The 21,834-nt window shown below is 34.3% G+C and carries 19 protein-coding genes; 12 read left to right on the forward strand and 7 right to left on the reverse strand.

Annotation, left to right across the window (positions count from 1 at the left end; translation table 11 throughout):
- Nucleotides 1-86: 86 nt before the first annotated feature.
- Together BUA72_RS05580 and BUA72_RS05585 are read left to right on the forward strand one after the other, a co-directional pair.
- Nucleotides 87-2,333 (forward strand): TonB-dependent receptor, encoded by a 2,247-nt coding sequence (locus BUA72_RS05580; protein WP_072922095.1) that lies wholly within the window; start codon nt 87-89, stop codon nt 2,331-2,333.
- Nucleotides 2,334-2,565: 232 nt separating this feature from the next.
- Entirely contained in the window at nt 2,566-3,447 is an 882-nt protein-coding gene (locus tag BUA72_RS05585; protein ID WP_047453805.1) for a helix-turn-helix domain-containing protein, read from the forward strand.
- Between the two features lie 290 nt (nt 3,448-3,737).
- On the opposite strand, the gene BUA72_RS05590 is transcribed toward BUA72_RS05585, so the two are convergent.
- The 3 genes from BUA72_RS05590 to BUA72_RS05600 are packed head-to-tail and all read right to left on the reverse strand — an operon-like array spanning nt 3,738 to nt 5,480.
- Entirely contained in the window at nt 3,738-4,844 is a 1,107-nt protein-coding gene (locus BUA72_RS05590) for a DNA topoisomerase IB (protein ID WP_072922096.1), read from the reverse strand.
- 9 nt (nt 4,845-4,853) lie between these two features.
- A complete protein-coding gene (locus BUA72_RS05595) occupies nt 4,854-5,021 on the reverse strand; it encodes a hypothetical protein (RefSeq protein ID WP_034728232.1) in 168 nt (55 codons plus the stop codon).
- A 21-nt stretch (nt 5,022-5,042) separates the two neighbouring features.
- Nucleotides 5,043-5,480 carry a DUF6526 family protein gene (locus tag BUA72_RS05600; protein WP_072922097.1) on the reverse strand — a complete coding sequence of 146 codons (438 nt, stop codon included), beginning with the start codon at nt 5,478-5,480 and terminating at the stop codon, nt 5,043-5,045.
- Between the two features lie 614 nt (nt 5,481-6,094).
- Here BUA72_RS05600 and BUA72_RS05605 point away from each other — a divergent pair.
- The 10 genes from BUA72_RS05605 (at nt 6,095) to BUA72_RS05650 (ending at nt 17,799) form a co-directional block, all read left to right on the forward strand.
- On the forward strand, nt 6,095-7,864 hold the full coding sequence (locus BUA72_RS05605; RefSeq protein WP_072922098.1) for an aminopeptidase P family protein: 1,770 nt from the start codon (nt 6,095-6,097) through the stop codon (nt 7,862-7,864).
- Between the two features lie 907 nt (nt 7,865-8,771).
- The gene (locus BUA72_RS05610) at nt 8,772-9,338 is read left to right on the forward strand and encodes a Crp/Fnr family transcriptional regulator (protein ID WP_072922497.1); all 567 of its coding nucleotides are present in this window, start codon (nt 8,772-8,774) and stop codon (nt 9,336-9,338) included.
- 536 nt (nt 9,339-9,874) lie between these two features.
- A complete protein-coding gene (locus tag BUA72_RS05615) occupies nt 9,875-10,897 on the forward strand; it encodes a saccharopine dehydrogenase family protein (RefSeq protein WP_072922099.1) in 1,023 nt (340 codons plus the stop codon).
- Nucleotides 10,894-11,472, forward strand: a complete 579-nt coding sequence (locus BUA72_RS05620; protein WP_072922100.1) for an NAD(P)H-dependent oxidoreductase — start codon at nt 10,894-10,896, stop codon at nt 11,470-11,472. Before BUA72_RS05615 ends, BUA72_RS05620 begins: the two co-directional genes overlap by 4 nt.
- Nucleotides 11,473-11,828: 356 nt before the next feature.
- Nucleotides 11,829-13,214, forward strand: coding sequence for a tRNA uridine-5-carboxymethylaminomethyl(34) synthesis GTPase MnmE (gene mnmE, locus BUA72_RS05625; protein WP_072922101.1), 1,386 nt, complete (start codon nt 11,829-11,831; stop codon nt 13,212-13,214).
- Between the two features lie 267 nt (nt 13,215-13,481).
- Nucleotides 13,482-14,033 carry a helix-turn-helix domain-containing protein gene (locus BUA72_RS05630; RefSeq protein WP_072922102.1) on the forward strand — a complete coding sequence of 184 codons (552 nt, stop codon included), beginning with the start codon at nt 13,482-13,484 and terminating at the stop codon, nt 14,031-14,033.
- Nucleotides 14,026-15,252, forward strand: coding sequence for a tyrosine-type recombinase/integrase (locus tag BUA72_RS05635; RefSeq protein ID WP_072922103.1), 1,227 nt, complete (start codon nt 14,026-14,028; stop codon nt 15,250-15,252). Before BUA72_RS05630 ends, BUA72_RS05635 begins: the two co-directional genes overlap by 8 nt.
- Nucleotides 15,249-16,322 (forward strand): hypothetical protein, encoded by a 1,074-nt coding sequence (locus BUA72_RS05640; RefSeq protein ID WP_072922104.1) that lies wholly within the window; start codon nt 15,249-15,251, stop codon nt 16,320-16,322. Before BUA72_RS05635 ends, BUA72_RS05640 begins: the two co-directional genes overlap by 4 nt.
- Nucleotides 16,323-16,522: 200 nt before the next feature.
- A complete protein-coding gene (locus BUA72_RS05645; RefSeq protein ID WP_175548856.1) occupies nt 16,523-16,885 on the forward strand; it encodes a helix-turn-helix domain-containing protein in 363 nt (120 codons plus the stop codon).
- Between the two features lie 17 nt (nt 16,886-16,902).
- A complete protein-coding gene (locus BUA72_RS05650) occupies nt 16,903-17,799 on the forward strand; it encodes a hypothetical protein (RefSeq protein ID WP_072922106.1) in 897 nt (298 codons plus the stop codon).
- A gap of 73 nt (nt 17,800-17,872) precedes the next feature.
- Here the strand turns inward: BUA72_RS05650 and BUA72_RS05655 are convergent, their stop codons facing one another.
- Genes BUA72_RS05655 through BUA72_RS05670 form a run of 4 tightly spaced genes read right to left on the reverse strand, consistent with a single transcriptional unit; the run spans nt 17,873 to nt 21,822 of the window.
- Complete coding sequence (locus BUA72_RS05655) at nt 17,873-18,814, reverse strand: restriction endonuclease (protein WP_072922107.1); 942 nt, start codon at nt 18,812-18,814, stop codon at nt 17,873-17,875.
- A 23-nt stretch (nt 18,815-18,837) separates the two neighbouring features.
- Entirely contained in the window at nt 18,838-19,491 is a 654-nt protein-coding gene (locus BUA72_RS05660; protein WP_072922108.1) for a hypothetical protein, read from the reverse strand.
- A gap of 10 nt (nt 19,492-19,501) precedes the next feature.
- Nucleotides 19,502-20,233, reverse strand: coding sequence for a hypothetical protein (locus tag BUA72_RS05665; RefSeq protein ID WP_072922109.1), 732 nt, complete (start codon nt 20,231-20,233; stop codon nt 19,502-19,504).
- Nucleotides 20,230-21,822, reverse strand: a complete 1,593-nt coding sequence (locus tag BUA72_RS05670) for an RNA-directed DNA polymerase (protein ID WP_072922110.1) — start codon at nt 21,820-21,822, stop codon at nt 20,230-20,232. The genes BUA72_RS05665 and BUA72_RS05670 overlap by 4 nt, the downstream gene beginning before the upstream one ends.
- Nucleotides 21,823-21,834: the final 12 nt, after the last annotated feature.

The following is a 21,834-nucleotide window of genomic DNA, read 5'->3' on the forward strand; positions in this document are numbered from 1 at the left end:
TCTGGTGTCTGATATCTGAAATCTGATGTCTATCACCTTGATTCCTGGCTCTTGTCTCTTAGTTCTCAATAAAAAATCAATAAAAAATGAAGATAACAAAAATAGCAGCCGTATTTCTGGCATTGGCTTTTAATGGAAAAATAGCAGCCCAGGAAACAGAAAAAAAACTGGCTATAAAAGATGCAGATGACCAATTTCCCATCGCGGATGTTCTGGTAAAATACAATCATGGAAACAGTCATACCCATTCCGGAACGGACGGAAGTTTTTCGATTCCGGCAGCAAGTCTTCCTGATACGCTGGTAATCAGCCGTCAGGGATATGATGAGGTAAAATGGGTCGTGACTAATGATGAAGATAAAAACAAAATTATTTTTTTACAGCATAAACCCTATCAGATTTCTGAGGTAGCCATCAATCACAGTTCGTTTTTATCAGCGATTACAAAGGTTGATTTAAATAAATTTCCGGTGAATTCTGCACAGGATCTGTTGAGAAAAGTTCCAGGATTATTCATTGCACAGCATGCAGGCGGCGGAAAGGCAGAACAGCTTTTCCTGAGAGGATTTGATGCAGACCACGGTACGGATGTTAGCGTGAATGTAGACGGAATGCCTGTCAATATCGTGTCTCATGCTCACGGGCAGGGCTATTCGGATCTGCATTTTGTGATTCCTGAAACGGTTAATAATATTGACTTTGGAAAAGGAGCCTACTATATGGACCGCGGAGATTTTAATACGGCAGGCTATGTTGATTTTCAAACGTATAATGGATTAAAAAACAGCATGATCAAGCTGGAAGGCGGCTCGTTCAATTCAAAGAGAGTTCTCGGAATGTTCAATATTCTGCATGATGATACAGGAAGGAAAAATGCTTACGTAGCAGCAGAGTACAATTATACGGACGGACCATTTGACGTAAAACAGAATTTCAACAGGGTCAATATTTTCGGGAAATACAACCAGTGGATTACCGATAAAGATTACTTCAACATCCAGTTCTCCACCTTTAATTCTTCATGGAATGCATCAGGACAAATTCCTGAACGTGCCGTAGACCAGGGAATCATCGGCCGGTGGGGAAGTATTGATCCTACAGAAGGCGGTAAAACTTCCAGAACCAATCTCCAAATGAGTTTTAAGCATATTATTTCAGATTCAGAACAGATTGATGCGATGGCGTTTTATTCAAAGTATAATTTTAATCTGTATTCCGATTTTACTTTGTATTTAAAAGATAAAGACCACGGCGACGAAATTCAGCAGACAGATGGTAGAAATATTTACGGCGCTGAGGTGAAATACACGAAAAGCTTTACATTGGGAAACTCTTCACTGAACTGGATCTCCGGAGTAGGGCTCAGAAATGATGATATCAATACATTACAGCTTAACCACGTCTATCACAGAGATCTTTTGCTGGACAGAAAAGCAGATGTAAATGGTACGGAAACCAATCTTCACGCCTATTCCGGACTGATCTGGAAAACAGGAAAATGGACTATTAATCCTGCTTTGAGGGTAGATCATTTTATTTTTAATATGCATAATTTGCTGGATCCCGAACAGCTTCCATCCGGACAGTCGAAAGAAGCAACAAGACTAAGCCCGAAACTTAATTTCTCCTATGCTCAAAACGATAACATCATGTGGTTCCTGAAAACCGGAATGGGCTTCCACTCCAATGATCTCAGAGTAGTTGTTCCGAATCCTGATCAGAAGACACTTCCGTATTCTATCGGTGGAGATTTCGGAGTGAGGCTGCATTTGTTCAAATCACTGATCATTACCCCTGCTTTATGGTATATGTATCTGCAGCAGGAATTTGTGTACGTCGGGGATGATGCGGTAGTGGAACCATCCGGGAAATCAAGACGTTTCGGGGCAGATCTGGGCGTTCGTTTCCAGCCGCTTGAAAATTTCTACCTTAATGCCGATATCAACTATTCCCACGCAAGATTCATCGAAGAAGAAAAAGGAAAAGATTACGTTCCACTGGCTCCGGTTGTAACGAGTACAGGTTCCGTGAACTGGGATTTTCTTCATGGTTTCTCATTGGGACTTCAATACAGATATCTGGGTTCCAGACCGGCAGTAGAAGATAACAGCATCAAAACAAAAGCCTATTTCGTCAACGATCTGATGCTTTCCTACAACCGCCAGAAATGGGGTGCCAATATTCAGGTGAATAATCTCTTCAATGTCAACTGGAATGAAGCTCAGTTTGCTACAGAAACCCAGTTAAAAGGTGAAGCAGAGCCCATCACAGATCTTACCTATACACCAGGAAGCCCGTTTGGGGTGAGAATGGGAGTGTATTATAAGTTTTAATTTAAAAAGTATAATTGTATGGTGTACAAAGTAAAAGGTAAATAGGGTGTCGTTAATCATATTTAACGACCAGGTATTCCCGAATGGCTTCCTATATATTCAATAGAAGCGGGCTTTAGCCAAATTATTTTTTCCAAGATTAAATCAGTATTATATGATTGATTAATATTACTTACCTTAATTTTACATTTTACTTTGTACATCCTACTTTTTACAAAAAATCCAATCAACCATGGAAGTACTATCCAATTTTCAGTATAAAAAGCTCTTTCTTCCGAAAATTACGGAGAAAATATTGGCCAATAATGCAGACATACAGCTTTACCGCCTCGAAAATTACCTTAAAGGAATTCTGATGCCGGTGATCCCGTACCGCACTACTTTTAATTTCATTATTTTCGTGACCAACGGGCATATCAGGCAGTATCTTGAAAATAAAGAATACCGGGCTGAAAAAGGCGGTGTGATTTTCATTAAACAGGGAACCATCACCGCAACGGTAGAACTTTCGGATGATATTGAAGGATTTTTTCTGGCCTATGAAAACAATATTCTCTCTGAACAGGAGCTGCCGAAACACAAAAGCAGCATCTTCTTTATGACCCCTTTTCTGAATCTGGACAGTCTGACCTACGGAACCATTACCCAGCTGCTTCCCATTCTTGAACAGGAACTGTGGCTGAACAATCTGAATATTAATGAAGTCGTAGTCACCATGTTGCATCTGATTCTCGTAAAAATGCTGAGTACAGATTCAGACAGCCATCATAAATCAGCGACACGCCCGATGGAATTGTCACTTCAGTTCCGGGATCTTCTGTTTAAATATCATGTCGTGGAAAAACGTGTGGCTTTTTACGCTGACAAATTGTCCGTGACAGAAAGCTATCTGAATAAATGTGTCAAAAATGTTACCCAAAAATCACCGAAACAGTGGATCAATGAGATTGATATTAATTACAGCAAAGCATTGCTTCATTCAAGCAAAGATATTGCAGAAATAGCTTACGAACTGAATTTCCATACGGCATCACATTTCACCCAGCTTTTCAAGAAAATCGCAGGAATTACGCCTAAGGAATACAGGATGCAGTTTTTGAAGAACAGGGTTTGATGAGTTCGGGTTTGAGAGTGGGAGAGTTTTAGGGTTTGAGCGTTTCGGGATACGGGTTCCGTGATTTGGATTTGGGAGAGTCAGAGGGTTTGAGAGTAGGAGCGTTTTAGGGTTTGAGCGTTTTTTGGTGTACGATAATTGAATTAAAGGATGAAAAATTTATACGGCGAGCTCAATAACTTCCCTCTTCGTGCTTCCCTCTTCCAAGCATAGATAGATGAATTGAAGCAGAAGATTAATTGTATGGCTTCCAGTTACTTTTCTCTTCACACTACCATCTACCATCCTTCCTACATTTTCTCGTTTTCCAGAATTTTCAGCACCAGTTTTTCCTCCTGGGTAAGGCTGGCTTTTCCATCGTTTTCTTCAATGTGTTCCAGTTCATCAATGTATTTTTTAATGGTGTTGTTTTCGTAAAGATTGATCACCAAAGGATGAACGTAGTATTTCCGGCAGACCGTACTGGTATTTCCGAGATGTTCGGCGACGATCTCCAAGGCCTCTTTTACCTTTTTTTTGTATTGGGAATCATTTTCAGCATACCCGATTTCCTTAAAAGCGATCAAGGCACTTACGGTTCCAGACCAGGTTCTGAAATCTTTGGCGGTAAAATCTTCTCCACTTATTTCCTTGATATAGTCATTCACCATTCCCGAGTCGATGGAATGGCGGTTTCCTTCATCATCAAAATATTGAAAAAGTTCCCTTCCCGGAATATCTTTACACTTCTGGACAAGCCTTGAAAGTCTCTTGCTTTTAAGATCAATACTGTGCATGATCCCTTTCTTTCCTTTAAAAGAGAAAGTCATTTTCTGACCGTTAATCTTCACATGCTTATCTTTCAGAGTTGTTAAACCGAAGGAGCCATACAATTTTTCATAAGCATTATTCCCGATACGGATATTGGTACGCTGCATCAGACTTACGATAAGTGCCAGTATTTTCCTCTTCTCAAAATTCCTTAAAGCAAGATCCTGCTCTACATGAAGTCGAATATCAGGCAATGCATACCCGAACTGAAGCATTCTGTAAAACTTGGTGTGATTTCTTAAAGCACTCCACAGAGGATGGTAGCGGTATTGTTTTCTTTGTTTTACATCAAATCCTGTTGCCTGAAGATGTCCGTTGTCCAAAGCGCAGATCCAGACGTTTTCCCAGGCAGGAGGTATGACCAGCTTATTGATCCGGGTGATTTCCTCTTTGTCTTTAAGTTTTTCACCGTCTTTGTAATACGAATACTTTTTTCCTGTTTTCTTACGCGTGATCCCGGCCGTTTCCGCATCGGTGGTATATACAAGATGTACCGCCTTTGCGGAGGCTTCGGGATCCTTCATGATCTTGACAATCTTTGAAGGCTTCAGGTGGGAAATAATCTCCAGGTCCGTATTCTTCTCCATAAAAAATGGTTAAGAGTTTTTACCCCTCGAAAAAATCAGAAAAAGGATGACTACAACTGCAACGACCAGGATAATTCCCCACCACATTCCAGCTTTGAAAATAGTTTCTATTGCTTCACAGCTTGTCAGTGTAAGCAATGTAAATAAAGTGATACTGTATAAGGTCAACTTTTTCATGATATAAATATTTTGATGTTATTAGATTCTTTGGTGGTCGGCTCTCCAGTTTTTGATAGACCGCTTGATCTCATCTCCGGAAATATTTTCTTTAAGGGCTCTGCCGAGAAGCTCTTTAAATTCATCATCATAAGCAAATCTCAGGGCAGCAATCTGACTGAATTTTAACTGATTTGCCACTTCATCGGATCTTTGTCCGAAAATTTCAAAATACCGCTGCTTAAATTCAAGCATCACCATCCGGTTTTGAAGTCCCAGCGCATAATGCTGTCTGGTCATAAAAGCAAGGTAGAAAAGCAGAAAAATGACAATCGAAAACAAGATCCAGGTCAGTTGATTTTCGGGATTGTCCCAAATTTTATAAATTCCAAAAATTTCAAGTATGATCAATATCGGAAGATAAATGAAATGATGGGGAGGATAAAATTTCCTGTGATTTTTATAATTCTGCTCGCTCATACGGTGAATAGTAGCAATAATCTTTCCAAAACTTTATATGTTTAGTCATATTGATGTTTTTGTGGTATGTAAATGTGTATTTTAATCAATATTGCCAATTATTTTTGGGTAATCATAATAATAAATAATGTTGTTCGCAAGAATCATTCATTTTGATTCGTAAAGAATAGATAAGAAACCTTCAGTTAGTGATCATTTGTGTTTAAAATAACAGTTGGTTTTTGGCAAGGACGCTAAGTTTTTATGTACTTTATATTGATAAGGCGCAAGGATTTCATCTCCGATACAATTGATTGTGTTATAATGCTACCTCTCACATTTCTTCATAGCTGAACTTTCTAGCTGAAAATCTTCGATTTTCTTGCGCCTTAAATAAGCGATCCAAGGAAAATCTTTGCGCCTTTGCGAAAACCAACAAACATCTGCTCAATCTCCAAAATCAGCGGGAGCTTAAAATTTAAAAATCAAAGCTTCCCAAAAAGCATTCCTAATCATTAAATAAAAACATCCCTATCCAAAGAAAAAAATAACAAATCATTAACTAAAATAGACACTGGATTTCATTTCTAAACCTCAATTTTTTCGTAACTTTCGGTGTTTAAAAAAGAAAAAGAATGACTTCAAAGGAAAAAGTTGTTGCACTTCGTGAAGAAATGCAGAAAAGTAATGTTGATGCATTTATAGTATATTCTGCAGACCCGCATATGAGCGAGTATCTGCCCGGAGAATGGCAAGAGAGATCGTGGCTTTCCGGATTTTTGGGATCTGCCGGTTTTGTAGTGATTACAAAAGATAAAGCGGGACTATGGACAGACGGAAGATATTTTACACAAGCCGCTCTTGAACTGGAAGGTTCCGGAATTGATCTTTTTAAAGATGGAATAGAAGGAACTCCCAACTATATCGACTGGATCATTTCTGAAATTCCGGCGGGTGGAAAAGTGGCGGTTAATGCTGTTGCCACATCAAATGCCAATTGGGAACTGCTTTCTCAAAAACTGCAGTCAAAAAATATAAGTTTAGCAGATCTTCCGTTATTAAAGGAAATCTGGAAAGACAGAGGAACCCCTTCAAAAAATCCAATTTTTGTACATCCTGTGGAGAGAGCCGGAAAATCGGTGACCGATAAACTGGGAGCCATCCGTCAGAAAATGGAAGACCAGGATGCTACGGTACATGTTATTTCAAGTCTGGATGATGTAGCCTGGACCTCGAATTTAAGAGGGAGTGATGTAGAAAGTAATCCTGTATTTTTAGGATACATCGTGATCACTAAAAATGATGCCGTATTATTCACAGATCTTGAAAAACTGGAAGTACCTGCCAGAAAGCAGATGGATGATTCCTTTGTGAAAATGATGCCTTACGAAGAGTTTTACAACTATCTGAGCGCATTCAAAAATGAAAAGGTATTGGTTTCTCCGAACAGCAACCAAATGATCTATGAAACGTTAAAAACTGACAACCAGTTTATAAAAGCTCCGGTTCCGGGTAATCTGATGAAAGCCCAGAAAAATGAAACTGAGCTGGAAGGATTCAGAACGGTTATGGTAAGAGACGGTGTAGCAATGGTAAAATTCCTTTACTGGCTGACGCATACTGCCGGAAAAGAAGCCATGAACGAATATTCCATCGGTAAAAAACTGGGAGGTTTCCGTGCAGAAGGTGAAAACTTTGTGGGGGAAAGCTTTGGAAGCATCGTAGGCTATAAAGATAATGGGGCGATCATGCACTATTCTGCAAAAAGCGAAGGAAGCAAAGACGTTACGAATGATGCAACCATCTTGGTAGATTCAGGAGGACAGTATCTGGAAGGAACTACTGATATTACAAGAACTTTAGCGTTAGGAGCATTTTCTGATGAGTTCAGAAGAAATTCTACTTTGGTGCTTCAGGGGCTGATCCGTTTATCTATGGTGAAATTCCCGAAAGGAACAAAAGGAGTTCATCTGGATGCGATTGCAAGACTGCCGTTGTGGATGGAAGGAAAAGACTTCAACCACGGAACGGGTCACGGAGTTGGAAGCTTCATGAATGTACACGAAGGTCCACAGAGTATCAGAAAAGACCTGAACGCTCAGGATCTTCTTCCGGGAATGGTATGTTCCAATGAACCGGGATATTATCTGGAAGGAAAATACGGAATCCGTCACGAAAACCTGATCGCTGTAAAAGAAGCAGAAAAAACAATTCACGGAACATTCTATGAATTTGAAACCCTGACTTTCTGCCCGTTCTTTAAAGATACGATTGTAAAAGAAATTCTTTCTGAGGAGGAAATTGCATGGTTGAACAGCTATCACAAAACCTGTGAGGAAAAATTAGGCCCTTATCTCGAGGGAGAAGTTAAAGAATGGTTCCTTGAATTGGTGAGCCCGCTTTAACAAGATGAATGGTGGAAAGGTCAATTGTGAATAATTAATTGTCAATTTTGATAAGACTAAAAGATTGAGCGTTACCCTTTAACCATCGGATTTAAACTTTGAACATTAATAATTGTTAGATAAATTCTTGAAGCCCTGCGGATTCCTCTGCGGGGCTTTTTCATGAATACAACCGTATTTTCACGGATATAATTTTAGGGATTCCCCTGACAGAAAGCGATACGGCGTGGTCTATCTTTGCATCAGTAACAAGACATCATTCATAACTTCATATACACTTAGTAAATTCAAAGCAGATAAAACCATTTCATCCTGAAGTGGTTTTATTTTTTATCAAAAAACAGATCAATAAGGATAAAACGCCCGCTTAATCGAATCAATGCAATTGATTCCCTCTTTGCCTACTTAAAATATGCAGCCTTAAGATTCCTCTTTGCGTTAAAATAAATAGATGAATGAACGTAACTGAATTTAAATCGAATAAATAAGTAAACATTACAATTTTAAGAATCTTACAATTCTGATGAATGCAATGGATATATATGATGATACTAGAATCTCACGCAGATTAATCAGATGATGCAGATTTTTACTTTTTTTAATCTGCTCTATCTGTATCATTTATAAGGAAAAATCCAATTATTAAGATTCTGTGTTAAGGTTTTAAGAATATTAAGTTTTAGCTTCGCTTTAAGACGTACAACTTAATAAAATCATTTGATTTTTCTTAACTAACCTTACATTCTTCATTGATCTTAATGTTTCAAAAAGCATGAATGAGATCTGCATGATCAGAGAAATCTGCGAGAGGCCATCAATACTACTTTTGCGGATCATCTCTGATTTGTTTAATTTCGCTGAAAACTATAGAAAACCAGACGGAATTCTAAGTTCTAATTTTGAAACCATGGTAGAAGATTTTTTCCGAAGCTTTAATATATTCTCCGAAGTTGAGATCAAAGAGTTCTTACAGCTTTTTGAAACCAGAAAAGTATACAAAAACGACTTTTTTGTACAGGAAGGCGAAAAATGTAAAGAAATCGCATTTATAGTCTCGGGGATTTTCCGTTCCTATTATATTTCAGATGAAGGAAAGGATATGACCTACTGCTTACGGTTTCCCAACCAGCTGATGGCAGGCTATTCGTCATTTATTTCAGACTGTCCCAGCAGGGAAAATATGCAGGCCATTACCGATGCTGATCTGATGGTTTTAAAAAAAGATGCGGTAGATCATTTGGTAAAAGATGATCTTAACTGGACAAGGTTTCTCAAGATGATCGCCGAACAGGAATATCTGGAATTGGAGAAAAGATTTTTTCAGCTCCAGAGAGACACTGCTGCACAGCGGTATGAAGCTCTGTTGGGGAATCAACCGGATTATGTTCAGAAAATCCCTTTGCAGTATCTGGCTTCTTATCTGGGCATTACCCAAAGGCATCTTAGCCGGATCAGAAAAGAAGTCACCATCTAAAACAAAATATATTTTCTAAACAACGGATTTGAGAGAGAGTTATGAGTTATGAGTTATGAATTTCAGGGTGTTTTAGGTTGCTGGTTTATTAGTTGCTGGTTGCTGGTTTTTAGTTGCTGGTTGGTAGTTAAGCTAATAAATAATCGTCTGATGTCTTGTGTCTGATATCTGACGTCTGAAATCTCCATTCAAATATTCACCATTCACTTGCGAAGCAAAATTCATCATTGACATTCTTAATCTCAGTTGAAAGTCTGATGTCTGAGGTCTGATGTCTGAAATCTGACATCTAATAATCCTGTTTCTTGACTCTTATTTTCAAGTCTCCATTCACCATTCACTTGCGAAGCAAAATTCACCATTGACATTCTTAATCTCAGTTGAAAGTCTGATGTCTGAAATCTGGCATCTAAAAAAACGTCTTAACCCAAACTCACTTTAAATAAAAACCTGTAAAGATTTAATTCATGGTTTTCGTTTTAGACATTTGTCCTACACCAGAGTGAAGCAGCTTTATAATTTTGTAAAAAAAATAGATGGAGCACAATATTCTGGTTATTGGAGGAAATGGTCTGGTAGGTAAAACCATTATCCGTATTTTAAAATCGAGAAACCCGCAGGTACCTGTTTTAGTGGGTGGAAGAAAAGGAGGGAGGACAGAGAATGACCTTAAGATCGATGTGACTGATCCTGGGACTTTTCAGGTGATTTCTGATAAAAAAATAAGTCTGATTATTCTTTCGGTGAATGATCAGTCGGATCATATTCTTAAGTTCGCTATTGCCAACGGAATCGATTATTTGGACATTACAAAACCTACTCCTGATCTTGTCAGAGCTTATGATCTGGCTAAAGAAAGTACAGTAAAAAGCCGAATTGTATTCAGTTCCGGATGGATGGGAGGCATTGTCAACGGTTTATTGAAAACGCTTGCAGAGACTGCAGATATTAGGGAAGTGAAACTTTTTGTCTATTATTCGGTGAAGGATCTTGCGGGAGAAAGCTCAGCACACTTTATGGCTGAAAACGTGGCGAAACCTTTTATTCGGTATGAGAACAACCGCCGCGTTCCGATCAAACACTTCTTAGACTCTGAAAAATTTGATTTCTCTTTTGGAATCGGGAAAAGGGAAGCGTATAATTTCGATGTACCGGATCTGTATATTTTGAATCAGATTGAAAAAGTTCCTTCTGTCAGTGTAAAAATGACGTACAATTCAAAGTTGATAACCTGGCTTTTAGGAGCATTTCAAAAAATAAAACTTTTCAATATTCTGTCATTAAAGGAAAGAAAAATGATTTTCGGATCGAGTGGAAATGGCGATCAGTCTGTATTTGAAATTATGGTAAAAACATCGAGCGGGAATAAAAAATTAAGTCTGCAAAGTACAAAAGGACAGGCGGAATTAACGGCTCTTTCTGCCGTACTGCACACAGAAGAGCTGTTGAAAAATTCCCATGAAAATAAGATTTATTTCAGTCATCAGTTGCACCAACCTCTGTCGCTTCTGGAGAAATTAAAGGCCTACGAAAGCATCAACATACAATCTGGATCATGAAAAAAATAGTCATTATCAACGGACATCCCAATAAAGATTCCTTCAATTTTGGAATTGCTGAAGCTTATAAAGAAGGAGCTTTAAACGTTGGAGCAGAAGTGAAAGAGATCACAATAGCTGAATTAAATTTTGATCCCATTCTCCATTTTGGATACCAGAAAAGGATGGAACTGGAACCGGATCTTTTAAAAGCATGGGAAATGATCCAATGGGCAGATCATCTGGTATGGATTCATCCCGTTTGGTGGGGCGGATTGCCTGCATTGATGAAAGGTTTTCTGGACCGGCTTTTTCTTCCGGGATTTGTCTATCAGTACAGAGAAGATTCCGTTTGGTGGGATAAGCTTTTGAAAGGAAAAACGGCACATATTATTACGACGCTGGATCAGCCGGGATGGTATTATTGGCTGTTTTATGGAAAACCGAGTGTGAATCAGCTGAAAAAATCGACGCTGGAATTCTGTGGGGTGAAGCCTGTGAAAGTAACTTATATTGGAATTGTAAGAAACTCTACAGAAGGGCAACGGGCGCAATGGCTTCAAAAAGTGAAGGAGTTGGGGAGACGGCTTAAATAAACTGTCATTGCGAGGAACGAAGTGACGAAGCAATCTCATTTCAAACAATTTAAAATGTGTTTTTGGTCTCGCGCAGATCTTGCTGATTAAGCAGATTTTTAAACACGAATATCACGTATGTTTTGCACAAATGGTCACTAATCTGAGATAGCTTTAATAATGGTAATAGAATTAAATTTTATCTCCGATAAAATCTTTGCGCCTTAAAAACAGGATGCAAATTAAATAAAAAACCTTGCGCTTTTGCGATTACCAACAATAGATTGATATAAATCCCAAAAGCGCGATCACAGCCATAGACAATCTGTATAAAAGACTCCTTCAGAAATTAGCCTGAAAAATCGTAAATTTGCCGTATGAATAACGATACGATTTGCGCACTGGCTACGGCCAATGGAGTAGGAGCTTTAGGCATTATCAGAGTTTCAGGGAATGATGCTTTACCGATGGTTCAGAAAAGTTTTCCGGGCAAAAAACTGGAAAAGCAGCAGTCTCATACCATTCATTACGGTTATTTTATGGATGGAGAAGAAGCGATTGATGAGGTAATGCTTTCTATTTTTCTGGCTCCGAAAAGTTTTACGACAGAAAATTCTGTGGAAATTGCTTTTCACGGCTCGCCTCATATCGGAAAACGTATTCTGGAAACCCTGATCAAAAATGGGGCAAGAATGGCAAAAGCCGGTGAATTTACCCTTCGTGCATTCATCAACGGAAGAATTGATCTTTCGCAGGCAGAAGCTATTGCGGATGTCATTGCGTCTGAAAATGAAGCTTCCCGAAAAGTGGCCATTAACCAGTTGAAAGGGGGAATTACCAATGAAATATCGATATTGAGAACAGATCTTCTCAATTTTGTTTCCCTGGTCGAGCTTGAACTGGATTTTGCTGAAGAAGATGTAGAATTTGCAGACCGTTCAGCGCTTAATGGGCTATTAGATAAAATTGAAGTGAAACTGGATTCTTTGATTGAAAGTTTCCAATACGGAAATGCCATCAAAAACGGAACTGCGGTGGCCATTATCGGAAAACCGAATGCAGGGAAATCTACCTTGTTGAATGCCCTGTTGAAAGAAGAGAGAGCCATTGTGAGCAATATTGCCGGAACCACCAGAGATACGATTGAAGAAATTCTGCATATTAAAGGTCATGCGTTCCGTCTTATTGATACAGCCGGACTTCGTGAAACGGTAGATGAAATTGAAGCCATCGGCGTAAAGAAAGCCAAAGAAAAAGTGGAGGGCGCTAATATTTTGGTATATCTCGCAGATGCGGCTACCGAAGACTATTCCGAAGATATTGAAATGATCAGATCCTTACAGAGAGACGATCTGAAGCTGATCATCTGTGCCACGAAAATAGACGAAGTCCTGCCTCCAAAATATGAAGCAGTAGAAGCTGTTTTCAGAAGTGCCATCAGCCAGGACTTTGATTTTATCAGAATCTCAGCGGTAGAAAACCAAAATATACAGGATCTTAAAAATGAACTGTCTTCCTACGTTGAGCAGTTAAAATCCCAGGAAAATAACGTAGTCATCACGAATCAAAGGCACTTTGAAGCCCTTCGCAAATCTCTGGATGCGACCCATAAAGTAAAGGAAGCCATTTCCTTCCAGATCTCTACAGAATTGCTGGCTTATGAACTGAGAAACGCCTTAGAGCATCTTGGTGAAATATCCGGTGAAGTGACGAATGATGAGGTGCTGGGGAATATTTTTTCGAAGTTTTGTATCGGAAAGTAGACTATGTTTTAGATTGTATATAGATTACAATTGCAACAATACAAAAAACCCTTTAAATGTAATGTTTAAGGGGTTTTTTATTTGTCTCTTGTTTTGTTTTAAAATTTAATGTTGCATAATATATACATTATATTCGTTTCTATTTCGTTTCTATGAATTTAGTTTGGAATAAAATTTGTTATTTCATCGTTAAAAAATGTTACATTTTGAAACAGCAGGAAACATGGAGAAACAATGTGAAACATTTTTAGGGAGAATTTAGACGTTATGGAAGTCAATAAAATTTGTCAATTCTGCGGAAATAGATTTGTAGCCAAAAAGACTACAACAAAATGCTGTTCCGATGACTGCGCTAAGAAATTCTACAAAAAGAGAAAGCGTGATGAAAAGATTCAAGCGAGTGATAAGGATTTGGAAGTACAAATTAGAGGTTATGATATTGAAGAAATTCAAAAGAAAGATTACTTATCAATCAAAGAAGTTATGATTTTACTCAATATTAGTAGAACATCAATTTATCGAATGTTAAAAGATGGCAGATTAAGCAAATTAGATGGCTTTAAATCGGTTAGAATTAGGAAAGTAGACTTAGATGTTCTTTTTATACAAAAAGCCGAAAATAACGAAGAAAAACAATATAATTTACCATATTTCTGCGATGATAATTATTACACTATTAATGAAGTCATAGACACATTTAAAGTTAGTTCAGGTTCATTTTATTATTTGTGTAAAAAACATAATATTCCTAAAATTCCAAAAGGTAAAAATGTGTATGTTCCCAAAAACTTAGTAAATACAATTTTCAATAATGAGTAAGAAAGTAACTGTACTGAAAAAACTTGTAAAAGGCAACAAGAGTAATTTATCTTTAAACTTCTATCCGCCTGTTTTCAATAGAAAGACAGGGAAATATACACGTTATGAAAAGACCAGTTATTTTTTATATAATGATTTTCAGAGTGAGGCCGTTTATTATACAGATACAAAAGGTAAAAAGCAATCAAGAGTTGAAATTATTACAGATAAAAAAGGTAGTCCTAAAAAATTAACATTAACTCCTGCTCAAAAACTTCATAATAAAGAAGCCTTAGAAATGGTTGAATTATATAGAGCAAAAAGGTTTAAAGAAATTACAAAGCCTGATATTTATACAGAAGCGGAGCTGAAAACATTAGAATTAGCTGAAAATAAAAAGAAAATATTTACAGAATACTTTAAAGAGAAAGCAGAAAACGCAACTAATTCAGTTGGCGCTTGGAAAGCTTGTTACGGGTATTTTGTCAAATATTATAATAATGTCCTTTTCAGTGATATTAATAAAACTTTAATCGAAGATTTCAAAAATAGATTACTTGACTCATATCAGCTAAAAAGTACCAAACATAAACTAAGAAGAAACTCAGCGGCAAGTTATTTTATTCGATTTATACAAGTGTTAGAAATGGCTTATGAAGATAATTATCTATCACAAAATTTTAAGGGACGTATTGGCTGGATTGAAGAAGAGGAAGTCATGAAGAATTTTCTTACAATTGATGAGTGTAGAACTCTATTCACAACAGAATTTTCTGATGAAACATTAAGAAGATACTGCATATTTGCATTCTTAACAGGTCTTCGTTATAGTGATATTAATAATTTAACATGGGAAGATGTTGTTGTAAGAGATAAGGTAAGTTACATATATTTCAGAATGCAAAAAACATCGGCATTTCAATACCATCCTATTTCAGAAGAAGCTGTAAATTTAATGGGAGATAGAACTAAAAAATCAGATTTTGTTTTTGATAGAATTGCATATCATTCACTCAATGATAATTTGAGGAAATGGCTTTTGAAGGCAGAAATTGATAAGAAAGTTACTTTTCATAATTTTCGAACATCCTATGCTGTTACACAATTAGAAGCCGGAGCAGATATATATCTTATTTCAAAAATGCTTGGTCATAAAAATGTAACTACAACCGAGATTTATGCTAAAATAGTGGATAAAAGAAAAGTAAGTACAATTAATAATATAATATTGGGAATATGATAGAATTTTTACCTGTTATAGATAATGATTTTGATTTCTCTCCGCTATTTCAATATTTTGAAGAAGGGAATAAAGACGACGAAAAATTCGATGTATACCCTTTTTCAAAGTTTCGTTATTTCTTTTGGAATAAAGAAAGTTTACGTCCAAAAGGTTTAAATATTGATGAGACGAAAATAGAGAACTTTGATATGTTTAAAAATATCTTCATTAGAGGTGATTACTTTTATCTTATAGCATATCATTACTTTATCAATGTTAAAGAATATGAATTTGAGTATAAAGTTGAAGGTAAGATGAGAATTGAAGGTGAAGACGGAGAACTTAAAATGGTTTCATTTTTTGAACCTTTATATAATGCTTTGTTAAAAGAAAAGACAAAATCACAAACTTTGCTTCGGCATGAGTATATCCTGTCAAAGAATAAGTTTAACTATATTAACAAACTTACTAAACTTTTGTTGATTGATTATAATGATTTAGATGGCGCAATTCGCAAGGAAAAAAATGTATTTTCCAAATATGGAATTGCTGTTAAAGAGATCTATTTAGATATTTTTCGTGATTTCTACTCTAATTTTGTTGATTATTTATCTAAAGATAATTTTAATGCTTTAAAAAGACTTGTTTACCCATCTAAAAAAGAAATTCAATCTTTTCAGATAGAAAATAGACCTAATTTTAAAAAGGGATTAACTGATGAAGCGAGAGAAGTTGTAATAAATTCAATTAAAAGCAGCTTGATAAAGAATGGCTTTATTGCAAATGTAACAACTTATGAACAAATTGATGATTTGTTCAATAATCGAAGAAGAGAAAGGGATAGAATTATTTGGCTTAAAACACCTTCATTACTAAAAAGTTTTTATAAAGTTTTGAATGATAAAAATATTATTACTTCAACAAATAACACACATTGGAAAATTTTATCCGATTTTTTCACCTATCAAAATAATGCTGAAGTAAATTCTGATAAGCTAAAAGATTTAAAATATTCAACCAATCAATCAGATGTTTTGAACTTAGAAAATTGCTTTAGAATTCTTGATGAAATAGTAAGCATAAAATAAGAAACTCCTACTTTGTATTTTTTATAAAAAAATTACATTTTATTAATAAAATCAGGTATTATAAATGAATTGATATTTCATTTAAAAAAATAATTTATTGATTACTAACTATTTAAAACTCCTATTGTAAAGTGGGAGTTTTTTTGTTTTTGGCACAATTGCTAAATTCTTGATGCACTCGTGACATGAACAATAATGTCATGACGGCGAAATCCAGCCATAACGAAAATTTCGGTTATATAATCGAAAAATTGGTGCAAAAAATAGTAAGCAAACTATTTTCTGTTTATGTAACAAGATTAGATATTGTTAGCCGTATGGCTCATACCAAGGAAATTTTAACCACAAAAGAGGTTGCTGAGCTTCTTGGAATGAATGAAAGAGTTGTTAGAGACAAAATTAATTCTGGATTGATTCCAGCGTACAAACCTGAATTTGCAAATAAATTTCTTGTATTGAGAAGAGATTTAATGAAAGAGATTATGTCTGGACAGCAATATAAATCTCTTTCAATGATAGAAGCAGAGGTAAATCGTGGATTTGATAGTAGAAAATATGTTTAATCTTAATTCTTACAGACATGATAGATTACATCAAAGCATATTTTCCTGATAAAAATGAAATTTTTGAAATAATGAAAGAAAATTACAATCTCGAAAAAATTAGCTATTCACGATTTGATAAAGTTAGGAATGAATCTGTTTTGTATGAAACATACAAAAGGGAATTTGAAAATATGGAACTAAAAATCACCAATCAAGGTGCATATATTCACAATTCCTTACATCATTTTTATAATAAGTTTGTGCATAACATTGATGGGAATTATAATGATTTTAGTCGCTCTGCGATTGTAAACTCTATTGATTTTTTGGAGGAACAAATTAAGTTTTCTCCTGAAAATCTACACCTTTCACAAAGTTTAGAATTTGGTTTGAATTTAAGATTACCTTTTGATTTAGACCACTTTATTCTTAATGAATGTGTGCTTTATGATTTTTGTCCTGCTTCAAAATTACCCCCACCAAATAATGAACAAGTATATAAAGAATTTGAAAAAGGTAATTATAGATTGAAAATTTATCATAAAGGCAGGCAACAATGTAATGGAGAGAATATTTTGAGGGTTGAAGTTAAGTTTTTAGATAAAAGGGAATTTAATAAAAATGGAATTTTTGTGCTAAGTGATTTGGAAGATAGGGATAATCTTATTTTCTTGTATGATAAACTATACAATCTTGTGAAGTTTAAGCTAATGTGTATAGATGATATTGAAAACAAACAATTCACAAGCTACAAGAAAAACAAGCTTTACAAATATTGCACCCATAAATTCTGGTCAGAATTGGGTGACGATAAATTTAAAATTGAATCAAAAAAAGTCTATCCGTATTTTGATAAAAATAATTTATTAGAACACAAAAATACATTGTTAGACCTTATGAATAACAAGTTTGAAGAGTTATTAGATAGTTAGTTTACGGACATTGTATAAGTAAACGTAATGGTTATTAGCTATATTAAAACAGGCTTGTTTTGAGCCTGTTTTATTATTCAAACTTTTCAAATGTTTCTGTATTTTTGTCATACTTTGCAAGTAGTGTTAGTTCTTTTATTTCATCATTTGTTGTATCGAAGAAATGTGCTTTATTAGCAACATCAATAACGACACTTCCACTATACTGTCCATCATTAAAGGAAATTGTTTGAGCTTTAATTTCTCCACTTGAAAGGTTTTTGTACTCTTTTGTTTCTGTTTCAGCACTTATAAATTCATATTTAATTTTTGCATGACAAACTAATTGATTAACAATAATTCTTTCATTTTCAAATTCAAAAAATATTCCCTCAAAATTGACTGCAAACTGAATTTGGTGTTCAGTTGTATTATCTTTTAACCAATTATTAAATGCTTGCCACCCAATATATTTCCAATTTGGAATGACGGTTTTTTCTAATAAATCATATAAAACAAGTTTTTCTCCTGAAATTGAAATTAATTGTAACTCTTGAATATTATTTATTTTAATTTGTGACAATTTTGGATTCTCATCACAATAAATTTCCTCAATTCCAAAACCATGAAAAACAGGGTTTATTCGTGATATAGGAAATAATATATTATTAGCATTCTTACTAATGTCATCAAAAGTATAGAGACTGATTCCAAAAGATTTAGCAGCATCAATTGCATCCTTTTGAAATCCGACTTGAGATACAAAGATTTTTTTATTGATTGAAGGTATTCTTAAACACTTGGAATTAAATGCTTCAATTTTTTCAACAGAAACTTTATTGCTATATTCTTTACATTCAATTGCAATCTTAATATCAAAGTTATTTATTGTTGATTCAATTAAAATATCTATTTCTCTTTTGTTACCACTTTCATTTGGTATTTTATAATTACTAAAAATTTTTGTTCGAGGATTAGTTTTATAGACTTCTTCAACAATTCTTATTAGTTTTTCTAAATTTTTACCATCTTTCATTATAGTTCTAATATTATTTAAAATTATTCTTCCTGTCTAGGCATTACTATGTATTTTACTTGTTGTTCAAACTGATTACACTGAAAGGTTTCATATATATTGTATGAATAGCTATTATCAAGCATTTCATTAATAAATATATTGATAGCTGTTTCTATAGTTTTCTCTCCATTTTCAAATGGATAAGTTATAATTGGTAATCTTTGATCCTCATCAATATCACCTTTAATGACTATCTTTTCAAAAAACTCTAATGCTTCTGGTGTATTTGTATGAAAAACTCTACCAAAGTTGAATGGCGGGCTTTCTAATTTTGTACACTCACTAAAATCTTCCAATATTTGTAATTTTACATTGACCACAACATTAGCAGTTTCTAATCTTACAGGTATTTCGATTATATTTTCATTATGTGAATATATCTTTTGAAAAACTCCAGAGAACTCTGATCCTGTATCAACATTAGAACTTTTGAGATAAAACTTTTTTTGAAAGCGTTCCTGCAATGCTTTATGTAGAATACTTCTCAAAATTTCAGAGTTATTTTCTAATAATCTAAAGTTGTCAATATTTCTAGTTACTTCAATCCCTCCTATAATATGTTGGTTATCATTTGTATTATTAAATGATATGCTGAATTGATAATCGATATTATTAATATTTTTTTGTATTTCCATATTAAAATTTTTAAAATTTACTATCTATTTGTACCTCCCTTACTAGTCCATTTAGAAGGCTTTCAAATGCTTCACTTTGCGATTTCCCACCAGATATTTTATAAATAAGTTCTTTCAGTTCAAATTTAAAAGCTAGCCCACTTCTTGGATTGTACAGTTGTCCACATTCCCAGTTTGTTTTATCAGACATCTGTTTTAAAGCAAAATATATAAGTAATTGTTTTAGATCACTATTCTTAAAATTTCTATTGACTGTTTTAATCTCAACAATAGTATTATCTATTAATAAATCAGCTTCTAGGTTGGGAATAAATCCATATCCTTTTAATGTTGGTCTAAAAATTATTTTTTCTGAATTTTGCTTACTTATAAACTCTAAAGTATTATTTGAAATTTTTTCAATTTCATTAATTTCAACTTTGGTTAAAATAAGATCTTCCTCTTTATAATTTCCATTTTTCCAGATTTTACTTGCAACTTCCTTTGTTGTATTTAATAAAGTTTTATTGTCTGATAAAACAGTTTTAAGTTTTTGCTTCGATGTAATCACTTGTTCAGATAAAGTAAATGCAATCTCAGAAACAATATCATAGCGAGCTTTTTGAAGTGAAGGGATAGATATTCTATTTACTTCAGTAAGCTGAGTACCATTTACCATTCTTATAAAATTAGGAGTCAAAAATGGAAAACTTTGTTTCCAAATAGGTGAAAATTTTTCAGCAATCTCTCTTTCATTTATCATACTAAAACAGGTTTTGTTGATTGTTTTCTATCTGCAAACCAATCTCTCATTAATACTTCTTCTTTACTAAATAAATTCTTATTATGATCTCTCCAATGTTTGCCTTCATCTCCTAGATAATAAGATGAATATATAATTGATCTTCTTTCCCACATTGTAAGAGTCGTGAACTGACTTTTTATATCTCCAAGCCAAAAATCACAATCCCAATTTGTCATTGCTACAATTATTTGTCTTTTTAATAAGTGATTAGTTTCTGTTTCAAAAAGGTTAATGAAAATAGTTTCTTTAGCAGGAGAATGCCTTAATGAAAGTATTTGAACAATATAATTTAAATTTATTTCAATCTTAGTTAAATAATTTTCTTCAGCAAATAACTCTAATAAGGCACTATCAACAAAATCCTTTCCAGCATCGATTAAGTCATCATAAATACTCCTAACTGCTCTGATTATAGTTGTAAAAACAGGAGATAGATTTAATAAATTATTACTATCTAGTAAAATTTTTACTGCATTTACTTGGTTTTCTTCTGTCAAAGCTTTTATTGAATTTATCGCTTGCTTGGTAACTGTTTGATCAATTCTGGTTTTGTTTACTTCTCGGGATAATATTCCAATAATATCTATTTGACGGATTGATTGTTTAATAGTTTCATAGTCCTCATCAGCTGTAGCCGAGTAAGGATCAAATCTAATAGAAATGTTTAATAGTTTTTGTTCTTCTTCAGGATTATCTATTTCATCAGATATAGGATCTAAGAAATAATGAATTTCTCTAAATTCCTCCGAAGACATAATCTTTGTTTTATCTTTTTGAAGACTAAGTTGAGCATTTGATAATTTTTCGGACAAAAGAATTAAAGTTTTATATGCTTCGGATTCACTATTACAAAAGATTGTGTAGTCATCAACATACCTACAAAAAACAATACCCTTCGCTTTCAAGTTAAGATCTGTATTGTTCAAAGCCAATTCAGCTAAAATTCTTGATGCAGGTCCACCAACGGGTAATCCATACGATATAGTTCCAGAAAAGATGCTTAATAACTTCAATATTCTTTTAGGAATATCTGTAGTATCAATTTTTTTTAAAGCATTTTCAAGCTTATGATGATTTATTCTTGGGTAAAAATTAGATATATCAGTTTGTAAAACATAATCAAACTGTTTGGAATATTCTACACATTGTTTTTTATAGTCTATCCAATTTGCGTCTTTAAATAATGAACTTTTTTTTGCATTCCATTCGTACCTGTAAGAAAAAACATTTTTTTCTGTCTCATTAATTCTTTTATTTTCAATCTTTTCCGCTAGAGATATTACTATTCCCAAATAATATGCATTCCAAAAAGGTTCAATTAATGTTGCTTGTCGAAATCCATAATACCCTACTTGACTAAGTGTTTCGAGATTGATTGGAGGAGAAAGGGATAAAGATTGTTCAAAATTTTTGTGGTAATCCTCTAGTATATCTAAACATTGTTCCAGCTTGTCTTCAAAAAGATATCTTTCAAAAGGGAAAGGAAATATATCTGTATCTCCGTGTTTAATGATATTTAATAAAGCTTTTTTAAAATTTTTTCTCATTCAGGGTTATTT

Origin of the sequence: Chryseobacterium sp. OV279 (genome assembly GCF_900128945.1) — a bacterium.
Taxonomy (GTDB): domain Bacteria; phylum Bacteroidota; class Bacteroidia; order Flavobacteriales; family Weeksellaceae; genus Chryseobacterium.